We start from the raw sequence: 16,628 nt of genomic DNA on the forward strand, positions 1-16,628 counted from the left end.
CGTTCTGTAGCTGTGCAACCTACAGTACCTCTCTTTTGGGCTTACTTTTACTCTTCTCCCGTGGGTTGTGGAGCTGGTGTTGTAGGAGCTGCCACACGCATATTCACGGTCATTGCCTCAATCATACGTGCGTAAACCTTGTTGAGTTGCTCTATTTGTTGAGCCATCTTGCGTGTCTGTTCGTTTATTTGGTCGATAGTGCCAATCTGCTGACTTGCGCCCTTGAGTTGCATTTCGTAAACCTTTGTAATGCCTGTAAGCGTACGATTAAGGTTTTCCATTTCCTCACTATCACGTGTTAGGCGTTCGCTCTGGTGACTTACTTTACCCAACATATCAGTCAGACTCTTCAGTGCATCCACATAGTTGGTTTGTGCCTCTACCATTTCAGGAGTCTGTTGTTCCGCATTAGCGATTACTTGGCTTTGCTGATTTACTACAGCTGCCGCAATTGCATCGGCTGTTGGCATCGTTTGTCGAGCCACTTCACCCACGTTCATAGCTGTTGTGTTGGTCTGTATTTGTGGGGCGTAAGCCGCTTGTGCTTCGTCTTCCAACTCTTCTTCTTCAAAGTGAGTAGGTATTTCTTTTCCGTCATCAGTCTTGTCGAAAGGTCTATCGAAAGCCGAGAGGAAGAACACAATGACTTCAGTACCCATACCGAGATACAACCAAATGTTTGCACCTGGCAAGTGGGTAAGCTTAAACAATGCACCCAAGATTACGACGGCTGCACCCCAACTATAACCATAGTTCAAGAAGGTTTGCCCAGGAACGGTATCAATCCATTTTTGCAGACGATACACAACATTATATTTACTGTACTGTGTCATTATTTTCTACGTTTTTTACTTTTCTTACTTGCTTTCATTGCTTGCTTTGCAGCCTCGCTTGACGAGCTTGCCAAGCTGCGTACGCATCTAAATCCTATGTAACTACGTGGTTGGTTTTGGTATTCCCAAGTGCGCCAAGCACTTCGGATATAGCTCTCAGGGTCTTTCCAGCTACCACCACGCACACTCTTTTTCTTCAATCGGTAAGGGTCTTCCTTTGCCGCCTTGTACTCTAATTGCGGGTTGAGGTCGTTCATTGCTTCTACGCCAGCCTCGGTATAGATGGTGCTTGTCCATTCTGCCACGTTACCTGCCATATCGTACAAGCCGTTCGAGTTGGCACTATAAATTCCAGCTCTGCTGGTTATCAAGTTGCCGTCTTTGGTGTAATTACCCCTATCAGGCTTAAAGTTGGCATAGAAACAGCCGTTACCACTCTTCACATCTTGGTTTTCCCAAGGGAACTCGTCTTGATTCTTACCACGAGCTGCGTATTCCCATTCTGCTTCGGTAGGAAGGCGATAGCGTTGTACAAAGCGTGCTTCCTTGCCCAAACCCTTGAGCAAATAGTCGGTACGCCAAGCGCAGAACGCATTAGCTTGTTCCCACGTTACACCTACAACAGGGAAATCGTTATAAGTGGAATTGCTAAAGTAATTGCGAAGATAAGTTTCGTTTTCCGAATTACGGAAATCGTTCACCCAGCAGGTTGTGTCAGGATAAACATTGACAATGTATGTATTCAAGAAGTCCCAAGGACCAGACAATGGTCGGTTGATGGTTTCTTGATGTATTACGCCTTCATCGTCAATGTAGGCTGTATCTTTAGAAATCATAACTACCTCGTTAGGGTCTACCGTAACATCAGTATTCAGATTGCGTTCCTCTGGGCGCAAACGATTGCGGCGGAGTGCTGCTGTGGTGTAATCGTATATCTCGTAACGGTAGTTTAGTTGTTTTGCATCAATGCTCTTTTCTCCTGTTACAGGATTTATGGTATAAAGACTTTCAAACGCACGCAATTCGTCTTCTGTAGGCTTGCGTGGTAGACGCTTGCTCCAGTCCAAGTGAGGCTTTACAGGGTCGCCATTCTTGTCTTCGGTTATCATATAGGTTTCATCGCCACCGTATGCTGGGTCTGCCAATCGTGTGCGAAGAATAGAGTCCTTCACCCATTCTACAAACTGCTTGTATTCTGAGTTTGTAACTTCTGTTTCGTCCATCCAAAACCCATCAACAGATATGTCCTTTGTTGGAGTTTCTTTTCCCCAAAGGCTATCTTGCTTTTCTACACCCATCTTCAACCAACCTCTTTTTACCATCGTCATACCGAAGGGAGCTGGTTCGCGGAACGATTTTCCACCACCTACACCAGTTACTTCTCCACCTCTACCCAATGATGATGCCGACTTGCCACCAAAACAGCTGCTAAGCGACGCGAGTACTATTGCGCTAAGACAAAGCGTGAATATACTTTTCTTCATTTTCATATCTCTTATTTCTATAGAAATCTTACACTTTTATGTTTGTTTCTGCCTTTTTTCTGAAGGTTTATATCTGTTTGATAACTTACAAATAGTTCGTGGCTGCCGTTTCCTACATCAGCTGTACCTGTGTACATTTCGTAGCTATAGCCGATGTTTATGCCGTGAAAGCTTCCACCAATAAAGCCTGTAACCGAGTTTGTAGGGCTATACGATATGCCTCCGTACATCACCTTTTTATCGTTGGTATATTGCAATCGAGCCGTAACATCAGCTCTATATGCTTTACCATCATAGCGTGCCAATACAGAGGTTGGTATAGATAAGAACGGATTTCTAAACTTTATATTGTATCCGCCCATTAAATAATAGGTGCGGTCTATCTGCAAATCGTTCTTTTCACCTAATGCCACCATTGGAGCGTTTACATGTTGTGCCGATACGCCCACATACCAATCCTTATGGGTATAGTAAGCACCGAAACCCATATCGAGCGACTGCCCCGTCACTTCTGCACGTGCAAATGCAGGGTCGTTGGCGTCTTCCAAATCGAGTTTCGACCCGTCAAACTTCTCTAATATCAGTCCCAACTGCACACCTGCCGAGAGCATACCTCCAAAAAGATCTTTACGATAAGCATATTGTCCTGCAATGCGTTGATGGGTGAACAGACCTATCTTGTCGTTCATTATCGATGTACCCACACCGTGGTATTGCTTCATAAAGTAGAGCGGCATGTCTGCGCCTACATACATCACCTTTGGTTTGTTGCGATAGCCTGCAAAATTCATTGCGTAAGCTCCCACCACATTTAGCTTGTTGCCTTTGCCCACTGCAGCAGGGTTGAACGATGGCTCCATAGCCCAATAGTGACTAAAGGAGGCATCGTATTGCGCCCAAGCTACATTTGTTGCAGCCGAGACAAAGAGGCTTATTATGAGTATTAAACGTTTCAACACGAATAAATAACGTTATGGAAAAAGATTTATTGCATTATGAAGCGAATAAAATATTTTTAATATTGTACACATCGTCAGTCTTTTATACATAAAATTGTTTTGTTCATCTTGTCGTAAAGGTTTATTTATTGCTCTATATTGAGTATTGCTTGCTTCTCGTTTGTCCTATTTGTAATATAGGTCATAAATTGTGCATCAAGAGATATTGGTTGATTTGCGAACTTGCTATGAGTTGCTGCAAATGAATAAAGCGTGAACTTTTAGGTTCGTTACGAACGATGATAGTTCACGCTTTGTTTTTGCTTGTCGATTAATCCGATAGCGTTTTTAGTACTTTAAGCCCATATTGTACAAAATGAAGCTGTACACATCGGCTTGTTCTTCCAATTGTTTGCTCAATGGTTTGCCGCTACCGTGACCAGCTTTGCTGTCGATGCGGATAAGCGTAGGTGCATTGCCGCCTTGGCAGTCTTGCAATGTTGCTGCAAACTTGAACGAGTGGGCAGGCACTACACGGTCGTCGTGGTCGGCTGTGGTAACGAGGGTAGCAGGGTAGTGTGTGCCTGGCTTGAGGTTGTGGAGTGGGGAGTAAGCTCGGAGATACTCAAACATTTCTTTGCTGTCGGCACTTGTTCCATAGTCGGGAGCCCAGTTCCAACCGATGGTAAACTTATGGTAACGAAGCATATCCATAACGCCTACTTGCGGAATACACACCTTAAAGAGGTCGGGGCGTTGTGTCATACACGCACCTACGAGCAATCCGCCATTGCTACCACCTACAATAGCCATACGCTCTTTGCTGCTGTACTTGTTGTCAATGAGATATTCGGCTGCCGAGATAAAGTCGTCGAATACATTTTGCTTGTTCATCTTTGTTCCTGCAAGATGCCATTCTTCGCCATACTCGCTACCACCACGGAGGGTAACTTGGGCGTATATACCGCCATTTTCAAGGAATGGTATGCGCATTGGAGAGAACGTTGGGTGAAGGGCAACATTGAAGCCGCCGTAACCATAGAGGAATACAGGGTTGTTGCCATTGCGCTTCAAGCCCTTCTTATAGGTAATGAACATTGGTACACGTGTACCGTCCTTGCTTTGGAAGAACACTTGTTCGGTGGTGAAAGCACGTGTGTCAAACTTTACCTTTGGAGCGGTGTACACGCTACTCTTGTTTGCAGCGATGTCGTACTTGTAGATAGTGGCAGGGGTAGTGAACGAAGAGAAGCTATAAAAACATTCCTTGCTGTCTATCTTTCCAGAGAAGCTTGCATTACCTACCCCAGGGAGAGCTATCTCGCGAAGCTGTTTACCGTCCAAGGTGTAAAGATAGGCGTGGCTTGCAGCGTCCTTTGCGTAGGTTGCAACAATCTTTCCATCTATGAAAGTTACATCTTCCAATACGCTTTCACCCTCTGGCAGCACCTCTTTCCAATTGTTGAAAGCAGGATTTTTTACATCGGCTACCATCAATCTATTCTTTGGCGCACCGTTGTTGGTAAAGATATAAGCCTTGTCGCCAATGATTTCGACAGGGGTGTATTGCAACTCCATATTGTCGGTGAGCTGTGTAAATTGCTGGTTAGGACGACGAAGGTCGCGTATGAAGAGGTTGTTGCCCGAGCCACCACCACTTTCGTAGAGGAACATAACGGTTTCGTCCTTGTTCACACTTACGTGATAGAAACACAATGGGCGTGATGGGTTCTGATAAAACAGTTGGTCTTCGCTCTGTGGTGTGCCTATCTTGTGGTAATACACCTTGTGTACCTCGTTCTTGCTGCTAAACTCTTTGCCCTTTTGAGGTGCATCGTAAGCCGAGTAATAGAAGCCGTCTCCATACCATACAGCTCCGCCAAACTTAGCCCACTCTATGTGGTCGGTAAGGTCTTTGCCTGTTGCTACATCCTTGACGTATATTTCTTGCCAGTCGCTACCGCTGCGTGAGATGACGTAAGCTAAATATTTGCCGTTGTTAGAGAACGATATACCTTGTAAAGCCACTGTGCCATCGGTGCTCAGTTGGTTAGGGTCGAGAAACACACGCTTCTCGCCTCCGAGTTTGTCCATTTGGTAAAGCACACTTTGGTTTTGCAGTCCGTTGTTCAGATACATATACCATTTGCCGTGCTTCTCAAAAGGTATGCGCACACGTTCATAGTTGGCTACCTCTTTAAGACGCTTCAACAGTTTGCCACGGAAGGGTATTTTGCTTAAATAAGCGTTAGTTACAGCGTTTTCAGCCTCTACCCAAGCGGTGGTTTCTGCACTGCGGTCGTTTTCTAAAGGACGATAAGGGTCGGCTATTTTAGTGCCAAAATATTCGTCCACTGTTGCGTCGTGCGGTGCTTTAGGATAGGTAATCTTTTGTCCCATCATAGTTGTTGATGCCAGTACAAATGCTGACAAGAATAATGTTTTTTTCATATTTTAGTTATAGAATTTTTGTTTCAATTGCTTTGTTTATCTTTCTCAGATTTATTGTTGATTAAGTTTTTCTGCTTACAAAGATAAGAAATAATATTTGTTTTTAGTGGACTTAGGCAAGTTTAAAGGTGTTAAAGAGCATCTTAATAAGGTGTTAGCGGTTTTTTAGAATGGTCAGACCCGTCCGACCCGTCCGACCCGTCTGACCAGTCCGACTAAAATCCAAAAACCCACCACAAAATCTTTGCGATGGGTTTACTTCTTCTTTTTAATATTCGTCCTCATTCCATAAGAAGTCGTCCTTCGATGGATAATCGGGCCAAATATCTTCAATGCTTTCATATACATCTCCTTCGTCTTCTATTTCTTGGAGATTTTCAAGTACCTCGAGTGGGCAACCAGAACGCATTGCATAGTCAATCAATTCGTCTTTTGTTGCTGGCCAAGGTGCGTCCTCTAACTTTGATGCTAATTCTAATGTCCAATACATAGGTTTAATATTATTTGTAATTGCGTGCAAAAATAACACTTATTTTCTTATTTACAAGGATTTTCCCATTTTTTCTCATCTACTTTCTCTATAAAGTTGAGATAACGTGAGAGAATAAAGAAATAGTCTGACAAGCGGTTGATGTATGTCAATACATTCGCATCGACAGGCGAAGTCTCATCTAAAGCTATGATGAGGCGTTCGGCACGACGACAGACGGTGCGGCAAACGTGAGCAATGGAAGCCGAACGACTGCCCCCTGGGATAACGAAACAATGCAGCTCGGGAATGATACCTTGCATACGATCGATGCTTTGCTCTACGTGTTCGATGAGTACAGGTGGAACTGACGATTCTTTAAGCTCCTTTTTAAAGTCTTCACCCATAGCGAGATTGCAACCGATGTTGAACAATACATTTTGCATTTCGGCAATCAACGTAAGTGTTTCTTCCTCTGTAATGTAGGTTGAGAGCAACCCTATTTGTGCGTTAAGCTCGTCTATTGTCCCGTAAGAATCGATGCGCGGGTCGCATTTCTTTACTCTTGTTCCGCCAATAAGGCTTGTTGTACCCTTATCGCCTGTCTTTGTATATACTTTACTCATCGTGTTGGAGCTTTAAAAGTTTATGATATAATTTTGTTTAGGTCGCTTATCAAAGAAGGCAATGCCTAAATAGTATAAGTCGTAAGAAAAGCTTACCCGTTCATCGGCTACAATGCGCTGCCAGAAAGTTTTGGTTACGGGGTTTTTATTAATATCGTCTACGATAAGAAAACTTTGTTCGTTTATCACCATTCTCAAGGTTTCGTACCATTGTTGGTAGTTATCGGCGAGCGAAAGATAATAAACCATTGGTTCTGATTTGTCTTCTATGGGCTCTAACTTATCCTTTATTGGTTCTGGCTTATCCTCTATTGCGACTGAAACTACCCTTGTTTTGGGGCAGGCAGCCTTGATATAACTTTCGTAATTGGGAATGACAGAGGGGAAGAACACGAACGAGTGAGCTTGAGCAAAGCGACTAAGCCGAAAAAGCAGTCGTGCTTTCTTGTGTTCCAAACGACTTGTTACCTTGCCTGAAGCCAATAGTTGTGTGTAAGCCTCGTACTTATTATGGTCGTTTATCACCTTCCTGTCAAACGAAAAAGCGGAAGGCGACTGTATACCAAATCCTTGCGCATACTTCATACGCTGCAACCATATCGCTATTCTTTTTATTTCGTAAGGCAACATCTATGTTTCTCTATTTTTTATAAGTGGTGCAAACTTACATAAAAATTATGAAAATGAGAAGTATCAGACCGATAAAATCATTGTGTTCCGCCCATTTTATCAGTTAAAATAAGTACCTTTGCCCTCGTTTGCAACATTGTTATAGCTCGTTTCTAACATAATTGTAACTTGTTCGCAATATCATTATAATTGTTTTCTAACATAATTAGAACTCGTTTGCAACATCATTATAACGGGTGGAACTGAAAGTTTTACCAACGAGAGATGGTTATTTGCATCACGAAATATACAGATTTAACGTTGTGTGCTTACTGCAATGAACTACATCGAAGTCATTTTACCACTTCCTTTAGAAGGAACTTTTACATACGCTGTACCCGAAGTAATGGAAAAAAAGGTGCAGATTGGGGTGCGAGTGCTTGTACCTTTTGGCAAAACTAAGATGTATGTAGGAGTGTGCAACTCGATGCCTGCGCCTTTAAACATTGATGAAACAGAAGCAAAAACTGAACCAACAGAAACAAAGATAGAGCCAACAACGGCAAAAGTTGAGCTAACAACGACAAAGGTTGAACCAACAGGAGCAAAGACTAAACCAAGAAAGTCTGTAAACTACAAAGAGATACTTTCTGTGATGGACAACGAGCCCGTACTCTTGCCTCAACAACTGCGTTTATGGCACTGGGTAGCCGACTACTATATGTCTCCTTTGGGCGATGTGTACAAGGCTGCGCTCCCTTCAGGGCTAAAAGCAGAAGACGGCTATCGACCTAAGATGGAAACATACGTCTGCCTTGACGAACGATACCGCAACGAACAAGCCTTGCACATAGCTTTAGACAGTTTGAAACGTGCCACAAAGCAACAGAAAATACTCATTGCTTATCTTGAATTGTCGGGCATTGCAGCCGATGCAACCCTACTTCTTGAAGATGTAACGACGACCAATGTCGACACATTGCGCCTAAAACGAGTTACACAAGAAGAACTTCTGAACACCACACATAGCACAATAACCCTGTTTCGCAACCTTATAGACAAGCACATTCTGCGCACTTATCAGCGTGAAGTGGGCAGACTTGGTTGCGGAGAGACAGCTGACGAAGAACGCATAAAACCACTGAACGAGGCGCAAACCACGGCTTATAATCAATTGTTGTTGCAAATGATGAGCCACAACGTTACGCTTCTTCACGGTGTAACCTCATCGGGCAAGACCGAAATCTATATCCATCTTATTCAGAAAGCCATTAATGACCATCAACAGGTGCTTTATCTCTTGCCAGAAATAGCTCTTACGGTGCAAATTATGGAACGTTTAAAGCGTGTGTTTGGCCATCGGTTGGGAATATACCACAGTCGTTATAGCGATGCAGAGCGTGTGGAAATATGGCAAAAACAGCTCTCTGCCCACCCATACGATGTTATCCTTGGTGCGAGAAGTGCAGTATTCTTACCTTTCAAACAATTGGGTTTGGTTATCATAGACGAAGAACATGAGACGAGCTTTAAACAGCAAGACCCTGCACCACGCTATCACGCACGTTCGGCAGCCATAGTCTTAGCACAGATGTATGGAGCTAAAACCCTGCTCGGTACAGCTACTCCGTCAATGGAAAGCTACTACAATGCGCAACAAGGCAAGTATGGAATGGTAACCCTTGCTACTCGCTATCAAGACATACAGATGCCCGAAATAGAAGTGGTAGACGTGAAAGACCTCCAACGTCGAAAAATGATGAAGAGTATGTTCTCTCCTCGACTGCTTGCGGCTGTACGTACAGCTTTAGAGAATGGCGAACAAGCCATACTATTCCAAAACCGACGAGGCTTTGCACCTATGGTAGAGTGTCACGTATGTGGGTGGGTGCCTAAGTGTCCGAACTGTGATGTGTCGCTAACCTATCACAAGAATATGTCGTTGCTTACGTGCCATTACTGCGGTTACACCTATCGTGTGCCCGACCATTGTCCAAACTGCGAAAGCAAGGAAATACGTGGACGAGGTTATGGAACAGAGAAGATAGAGGACGAGATAATGAATATATTCCCCGAAGCACGTGTCTCACGAATGGATTTAGACACTACACGCACCAAAAATGCCTACGAACGGATTATCAACGATTTCTCTTCAGGGAAAACCAACTTGCTCATTGGAACGCAAATGATTTCTAAAGGGTTAGACTTTGATAAGGTTTCGGTTGTGGGAATACTCAATGCTGACACAATGCTCAACTATCCTGACTTCCGTTCTTACGAACACGCTTTTATGATGATGAGCCAAGTGAGTGGTCGTGCAGGCAGAAAAGGCAAACGGGGGCTTGTGATTTTGCAGACCAAAAACCACGATTTGCCCGTTATTCAACAAGTAGTACGCAACGATTACAGCGGTTTTTATGCCTCATTATTAGAAGAACGCAAAGAATTTCATTATCCTCCGTTCTATCATTTGGTGTATGTCTATCTGAAGCACCGCAATGATGACACAGTAAACTCGGCAGCCTTAGAAATGGGCTCACGCCTCCGCGAACTCTTTGGTACTCGTGTTTTAGGACCAGACAAACCAGCCGTAGCACGTATAAAGACCCTGCATATTCGCAAAATAGTATTGAAACTGGAAAATGGGTTAGACTATCGCCTTGCCAAGAACTATCTACGTCAAGTAAAAGATGCAATGATGGCAGAAAAACGCTATGGCGCATTGACCGTATATTATGATGTTGACCCATTGTAAAGGATAAAAGAACACTCGCTTAACCCAAATCGCTCATTAGCCCGCAAAGGCTTTTTAAAGCATTTAGCTGTTATGCTTTTCTTCGTCTTTGCACCTTATTTTGGCTCTTTTCGTTTGTTTTTTCAGTTATTTAGCTCGCTAAACGTCTTCAAAAACAAACAAAAATAGCTCAAAATAAGCTCGCAAATCTCGAAGAAGTCTAACGACCGATTTGGGCTTAACTGTATATTTATCTGTAAAATAAATCCTATCTCTGCGATTGATAAAACTTAGAACGAGAATAGCTTTGTTGATTTCCTCCTCACCCACATTTTAACATTTAAAAGAGCGAAATAAAGGTTGTAAAATAAATTATATTATGTTTTGCGTTTTCACATTTCATCTTTTTATTTCTCAAAGTTCAACTTTGGCAATCCCAAACATATATGTTTTGCACCCTCATAGTTGAACTTTGGCAAGGTCAGACATATATGTTTTACGCTCGCTTTTTGTCCTTTCGCAACCTATACTGTTCTATATAGCGGGTAAAAGCCTTATGTTTCATTGCACAGAGGTACCCCATAAGTGTATAACTTGCAGGCTATCAAACTATTACATTTGCACGCACATATTTTGCACGTACGTAATAAAAAGTTCGAAAGCTGATTTTGCGACTATTCTCAGTAAAGGATTTAACAGAATTAACGTTTGTATACGATTTATGAAATAGGCAAAATAAACTGCTCTTTATACACATCTTTCTTTAACCCAAATCGGTCGTTAGAATGAGAATGTATTTTGCGATTATTTTGAGATTTATTTTGCATATATCAAAGGAGCATAGCGGGCTATGTGACTGCAGATATAGGTAAATTTAAGTTAAACAAAGGTGTGTAGAAAGAGTAGAAAATAAAAAGGGGAATTGAACGTGTCAACTCCCCTTTGTATCTACACTTTAAGCTGTGGATATTGTATTCGGGTGTGGTACATAGCCTTGAGACGGTCTATCAGAACTTTTTTGGCTATGTTGATGTCACGGAAGGTGATGGGGCATTCGGTGAAATATCCCTCGGCCATTTGGTTGTCGATGAGCTTGTTGACCAATGCACTAATGCTTTCTTCGGTGTATTCGGGGAGCGAACGAGATGCAGCTTCCACGGTGTCGCTCATCATCAATATGGCTTGTTCGCGCGTTGTCGGATTTGGACCGGGATAACGGAATGGAGCTTCGTCTATCTCTTCGTCGGGGTGGGTGTTCTTGTAATTGATGTAGAAATACTTTACAAGTCCTGTTCCGTGATGGGTGGTTATAAATTCTTTGATAACCTTGGGGAGGTTGTATTCTTCCGCCAATCGCAATCCTTCTGTAACGTGATTGATAATGATGCGTGCGCTCTCAAGGTCGGAAATCTTGTCGTGCGGATTGATACCTGCTTGGTTCTCGGTGAAGAAAACAGGGTTTTGCATTTTTCCGATGTCGTGATAGAGTGCGCCTGTACGTACCAATTGCCCTTTTGCACCAATCTTATTGGCAATCTCTGTACCAAGATTGCCCACTGTGATGGAATGTTGGAAGGTGCCTGGGGCTATTTCGCTAAGGCGACGGAGTAAGGCATTGTTAGTGTTTGACAGTTCAAACATTGTTACAGTTGAGACAAAACCGAAGGTTTTTTCGATGACCAACATCAATGGATAGGTAAAGAGAAGAAGAAATCCATTTACTGTGAAGTGGATATACATCGTTTCGTCCAAAGCAGAGAGGTTGTTGGCTTGCAGCAACTGTATAGAGAGGTAAGTTGTAGCATAACCTATTGTGACCAAAAGTGCGGTTAAGAATATCTGACTACGTTTGGATAGTTCGCGCAAAGAGTAGATGGCTAACAATCCTGCAACGAGTTGTACGACGATAAATTCGTATTGGTATTTCACGGCAATTGCCGAAATGAGTATCATTACCGTATGCGAAATGAAGGCTGTACGGGTATCCATAAACACTCGGATAAAGATGGCTGCCATCGTGAAAGGAAGGACATACACGCTCAAAATGTTGTGTCGCATCATTAGCGAGGTGAGCACAGGGAAGATTACTATGAGCGAGTAGAGCAAGAGAGTAGAACGTATTTTGCTGAAATATTCTCGGCGGAAGAGTGCCAAATACACCGTAAAGAGGAAGACAAGAATAAACACGTGTATGGCTTGTCCTATAAAGGTGGTGGTGATTTGGTCTTGGGTTTCGCTGCGTTTAGCGGTGGCTTGTTCAAACGAATTTAATACAAGGAATGTTTTAGCATCTACAATATCGCCTCGGTCTATGATGCGCTGTCCCTCCATAACCATTCCTGATGCTTGTGGAATGAGGCTAAGAAGGTCGTTCATTTCGCTTTCGCTTCGTTTTTTATCGTAGATGAGGTTGGGTTCTATATATTCATTGAGGTTGCACTGTTGCAGTATGGTGCGGTTAACTGCCAATTGTGGGTCGGCAAATATTTGTTCGTATGCTTCTAAAGTGGTGTAGACATTTGCTGCCGACTTGGTTATCGCCTGCTTTCCTGTTACTACGTGTATTACGTTGTTGGTATCTTTTCTGAGCGATTTGGACTGCGTGGAACTTACAATACCTGCATCGTATAGCTGTTGCAAACGACTTGCCACATGGTCTACATAGTCTGTAGATAGTCCCAATATACCCGACTGATACTTGTTGCGAAATTCTTCTATCTTCTTATTAGCCACACTTGCGTCAGCATTGTAATAAGGTATGAAGTGTTGCATAATAGAGTCGCGCTCGTGTTTGAGTGTTTCCTCGGTTTTGAAAATAGGGAAATCAAACTTTGCAATGAGCTGCCCGTAAACCCAAGGTTTGCCCTCATCGTAATGGTACATTCGGTTTTGCGAGCGTGGAAGAAAGAGTACTATCAGCGTTACTACGATGAGTACCAATATGCTTCTTGAAATGAAATTGCGCCAAAAAAGGCTATCGGGATTATTAAATTTTATCATTGTGTATATCTTGTCTTATTTGTTCAATATGCGAAAATACACAAAAAAAAGCGTATAGTCGAAAAAAATAACTAATTTTGCACAAAAAATAGAAATTAAGCAATGGCAGAAAGAAAAGTCAGAGTGCGTTTTGCACCAAGTCCAACTGGAGCTTTACATATTGGCGGAGTACGTACCGCCTTGTACAATTACCTCTTTGCACGTCAGCACGGAGGCGAATTAATCTTCCGTATTGAGGATACAGACTCTAATCGTTTTGTCCCAGGAGCGGAAGAATATATTCTTGAGGCTTTCGAATGGTTGGGTATAAAGTTTGACGAAGGTGTAAGTTTCGGAGGAAACTATGGTCCTTATCGTCAGAGCGAACGCCGTGATATTTACAAAACATACGTTAATCAACTTTTGGAAGCTGATAAGGCTTACATCGCTTTTGATACACCTGAAGAGTTGGCGGCAAAGCGTGAGGAGATAAAAAATTTCCAATACGATGCTCGTACTCGTATGCAGATGCGCAACTCGTTGACGATGGCGAAAGAAGAGGTGGATAAACTCATTGAAGATGGTGAGCAATACGTAGTTCGTTTCAAAATAAATCCAGGCGAAGAGGTGCGTGTTGACGATATGATACGTGGCGAAGTGCGTGTGAAAACTGATATTCTTGACGATAAAGTGCTTTATAAGAGTGCTGACGAATTGCCAACTTATCACCTTGCCAACATCGTTGACGACCACTTGATGGAGGTCAGTCACGTTATTAGAGGTGAAGAATGGTTGCCAAGTGCACCATTGCACGTGTTGTTGTATCGTGCTTTTGACTGGGAAGAAAGTATGCCTCGATTTGCCCATTTACCATTGTTGCTCAAACCAGAGGGCAAGGGTAAACTCAGCAAGCGTGATGGTGATAGATTAGGTTTTCCAGTCTTTCCATTGCAATGGAAAGACCCTAAGACAGGTGAAATTAGCTCTGGTTATCGTGAAAGTGGCTACTTCCCTGAAGCTGTGGTCAACTTCCTTGCTTTATTGGGTTGGAATCCAGGCACCGAACAAGAGCTCTTTACCCTTGACGAGTTGGTAGCAGCATTCGATATTACTCGTTGCTCAAAGGCTGGAGCTAAGTTTGATTATCAGAAAGGAATGTGGTTCAACCACGAATATGTATTGAAAAAGAGCGATGAAGAGATAGCTAAACTCTTTGCTCCTATTGTGGCTAACAATGGTGTAGATGCATCATTGACCGAAGTAACACAGGTGGTGCACTTGATGAAAGACCGTGTTAGCTTCGTAACAGAACTATGGGATCTGTGCTCATTCTTCTTTATGCCGCCTACAGGATATGATGAAAAGACCGTGAAAAAGCGTTGGAAGGAATATTCTGGACAGCAGATGCAAGAGCTTTCGCAGGTTTTAGCAGATATAGAAGACTTCTCTATTGAGGGTCAAGAACCCGTTGTGATGAAGTGGGTTGAGGACAAAGGCTACAAGTTGGGCGATATAATGAATGCGTTCCGCCTTGCTTTGGTAGGCATTGGCAAAGGCCCTGGAATGTTCGATATTACAGCCTTCTTGGGCAAAGACGAAACTTTGCGCCGTCTTCACAAGGCTATCGAAGTTTTGGGATAATATCTTTCCAAACGTCAAAGCTCATTTGCAGCGAGTTGCTCATCACATAAATAAAACAATTCTTTCGTATAAAAAAGAGATTAAACGCAGCTTATGTTATACAATATAATAATGTATGCAATCCAAATAGGCATTGCTATCTACAGTTTGTTTAACCAAAAGGTGAAGCAAATGTGGAAAGGCGAGCGAGCTTCGTTTGATGTTTTACGAGAGAAAGTTGACCCTAATGCGAAATATGTGTGGTTTCATGCTGCCTCATTGGGCGAGTTTGAGCAAGGTAGACCCTTGATAGAACAGATAAGAAAGCAATATCCTGAATACAAAGTATTGCTCACCTTCTTCTCTCCATCGGGCTATGAGGTGCGAAAAAACTATGACGGAGCAGACATAGTTACCTATCTTCCAATTGATACAGTAACGAATGCACAACGCTTTTTGCGAATAGTGCGCCCCGTAATGGCGTTCTTTATCAAGTACGAGTTCTGGTACAACTATCTTCACATTCTACGTCACAGAGGCGTACCCGTGTATAGTGTGTCGAGTATATTCCGTCCCAATCAGATTTTCTTTCAATGGTACGGAAAGCAATATACAGCTGTATTGCGCTGTTTCACACGCTTTTATGTGCAGAATGACGAGAGTAAGGCTCTGTTAGGTCGTATTGGTATAGATGCGGTTGAGGTCGTTGGCGACACACGATTCGATCGTGTGCTTCAAATACAGCAAGCGAGCAAAAAACTACCATTGGTTGAAAGCTTTGTAGGGTTGAAGGCTGACCGCCCTGTGTTCGTTGCAGGCTCGTCTTGGTTGCCTGATGAAGAAATATTCTTGCAATATTTCAATACACATAAAGCGTGGAAACTCATCATCGCACCGCACGTTATAGGCGAAAACCATCTATCTCAAATCATTGATAGGATAAAAGATAAGAAGGTGGTACGCTACACACAAACCACCGAAGATGAAGCTGCTGAGGCTGATGTATTGATTATAGATTGCTTTGGCTTACTCTCTTCCATTTATCATTATGGTGATGTGGCTTATGTGGGTGGAGGTTTCGGTGTTGGTATTCACAACGTTCTTGAGGCAGCGGTGTGGGGAATGCCCGTCCTCTTTGGGCCTAATAATAAGCAATTTGTGGAAGCACAGGGCTTAAAGGCAGCCCGTGGAGGTTATGAAGTGAGCGATTACGCAAGCTTTGAACACACGTTTGAGACCTTGACAACCAATGCTGATACATTAAAACAAAGTGGTGAAGCAGCTCACACATACGTGCAGAGCCTCGCAGGAGCAACCGAAAAGATTTTATCAACCATCGAATTATGAAATATCAGATAACTTGCGACAATTGTGGCACACAGTTTATAATCAATGCAGGTGAAGGAGAAACCATAGAATGTCAATGTCCGCACTGCAAGGGCATAATGGAAATAACGCTACCTGTGATCTCTGCTGGCGAAGAGTTTGATGCACAACGCAACAACGTTGCATCTTCTACTTCTCAGCCATCATCTACTACGCCTCAAAAAGACCGCACAGTGCTCTATGGAGTTATCATTGGACTCTTTGTCGTTGCAATTGCTGTTGCCGCATACTTTGTGTGGTTGAAACCTGCAGATGCACCCGAACCCGACCCCAATGCGGCTATTACAGACACGATACCTTACCAAATAGAGCAAGAGGTTGTGCCTGTGGAAACCATCGATACAATGGTGAGACCCGAAATACCACAAGAGGAGAAGAAAGATACAATCAAACACAATGCTCCTGTGCAAGAAGAGGTAGTCGATACTGCTACTATTGGGTAATAATAACTTGATCAATGGTAAATGATACTTCCAACTTTTATCATCAAGCAAAAGAA

General features: G+C 43.0%; 12 protein-coding genes. 4 read left to right on the forward strand and 8 right to left on the reverse strand.

Translation table 11 applies throughout. The annotated features are described in order from the left end of the window. Window positions 1-47: 47 nt before the first annotated feature. The 7 genes from porL to CZ367_RS14290 form a co-directional block, all read right to left on the reverse strand. Window positions 48-833 (reverse strand): type IX secretion system motor protein PorL/GldL, encoded by a 786-nt coding sequence (gene porL / locus CZ367_RS14260; RefSeq protein WP_077197597.1) that lies wholly within the window; start codon window positions 831-833, stop codon window positions 48-50. Beyond that, entirely contained in the window at window positions 833-2,323 is a 1,491-nt protein-coding gene (gene porK, locus CZ367_RS14265; RefSeq protein ID WP_077197598.1) for a T9SS ring complex lipoprotein PorK/GldK, read from the reverse strand. The genes porL and porK overlap by 1 nt, the downstream gene beginning before the upstream one ends. An 11-nt stretch (window positions 2,324-2,334) precedes the next feature. Further along, window positions 2,335-3,276 (reverse strand): PorP/SprF family type IX secretion system membrane protein, encoded by a 942-nt coding sequence (locus CZ367_RS14270; protein WP_077197599.1) that lies wholly within the window; start codon window positions 3,274-3,276, stop codon window positions 2,335-2,337. 327 nt (window positions 3,277-3,603) lie between these two features. Then, window positions 3,604-5,706, reverse strand: coding sequence for a prolyl oligopeptidase family serine peptidase (locus CZ367_RS14275; protein WP_077197600.1), 2,103 nt, complete (start codon window positions 5,704-5,706; stop codon window positions 3,604-3,606). Window positions 5,707-5,974: 268 nt separating this feature from the next. Then, complete coding sequence (locus CZ367_RS14280) at window positions 5,975-6,196, reverse strand: DUF2795 domain-containing protein (RefSeq protein ID WP_077197601.1); 222 nt, start codon at window positions 6,194-6,196, stop codon at window positions 5,975-5,977. 47 nt (window positions 6,197-6,243) lie between these two features. Beyond that, window positions 6,244-6,801, reverse strand: a complete 558-nt coding sequence (locus CZ367_RS14285) for a cob(I)yrinic acid a,c-diamide adenosyltransferase (RefSeq protein ID WP_077197602.1) — start codon at window positions 6,799-6,801, stop codon at window positions 6,244-6,246. A 12-nt stretch (window positions 6,802-6,813) separates the two neighbouring features. After that, on the reverse strand, window positions 6,814-7,431 hold the full coding sequence (locus CZ367_RS14290; protein WP_077197603.1) for a hypothetical protein: 618 nt from the start codon (window positions 7,429-7,431) through the stop codon (window positions 6,814-6,816). Window positions 7,432-7,747: 316 nt separating this feature from the next. Here CZ367_RS14290 and priA point away from each other — a divergent pair, with 316 nt between their 5' ends. After that, window positions 7,748-10,165, forward strand: coding sequence for a replication restart helicase PriA (gene priA / locus CZ367_RS14295; RefSeq protein WP_077197628.1), 2,418 nt, complete (start codon window positions 7,748-7,750; stop codon window positions 10,163-10,165). Between the two features lie 927 nt (window positions 10,166-11,092). Here the strand turns inward: priA and CZ367_RS14300 are convergent. Continuing rightward, entirely contained in the window at window positions 11,093-13,144 is a 2,052-nt protein-coding gene (locus CZ367_RS14300; RefSeq protein WP_077197604.1) for an HD family phosphohydrolase, read from the reverse strand. 102 nt (window positions 13,145-13,246) lie between these two features. On the opposite strand from CZ367_RS14300, the gene gltX reads away from it, so the two are divergent. From gltX to CZ367_RS14315, 3 genes are all read left to right on the forward strand, one after another. After that, window positions 13,247-14,764, forward strand: coding sequence for a glutamate--tRNA ligase (gene gltX / locus CZ367_RS14305; protein WP_077197605.1), 1,518 nt, complete (start codon window positions 13,247-13,249; stop codon window positions 14,762-14,764). A 93-nt stretch (window positions 14,765-14,857) separates the two neighbouring features. Next, entirely contained in the window at window positions 14,858-16,090 is a 1,233-nt protein-coding gene (locus CZ367_RS14310; RefSeq protein ID WP_077197606.1) for a 3-deoxy-D-manno-octulosonic acid transferase, read from the forward strand. After that, complete coding sequence (locus tag CZ367_RS14315; protein WP_077197607.1) at window positions 16,087-16,572, forward strand: DnaJ-like cysteine-rich domain-containing protein; 486 nt, start codon at window positions 16,087-16,089, stop codon at window positions 16,570-16,572. Before CZ367_RS14310 ends, CZ367_RS14315 begins: the two co-directional genes overlap by 4 nt. Window positions 16,573-16,628 lie beyond the last annotated feature (56 nt).

The organism is Prevotella ihumii, from assembly GCF_900155655.1.
In the GTDB taxonomy this organism is placed as follows: Bacteria; Bacteroidota; Bacteroidia; order Bacteroidales; family Bacteroidaceae; genus Prevotella; species Prevotella ihumii.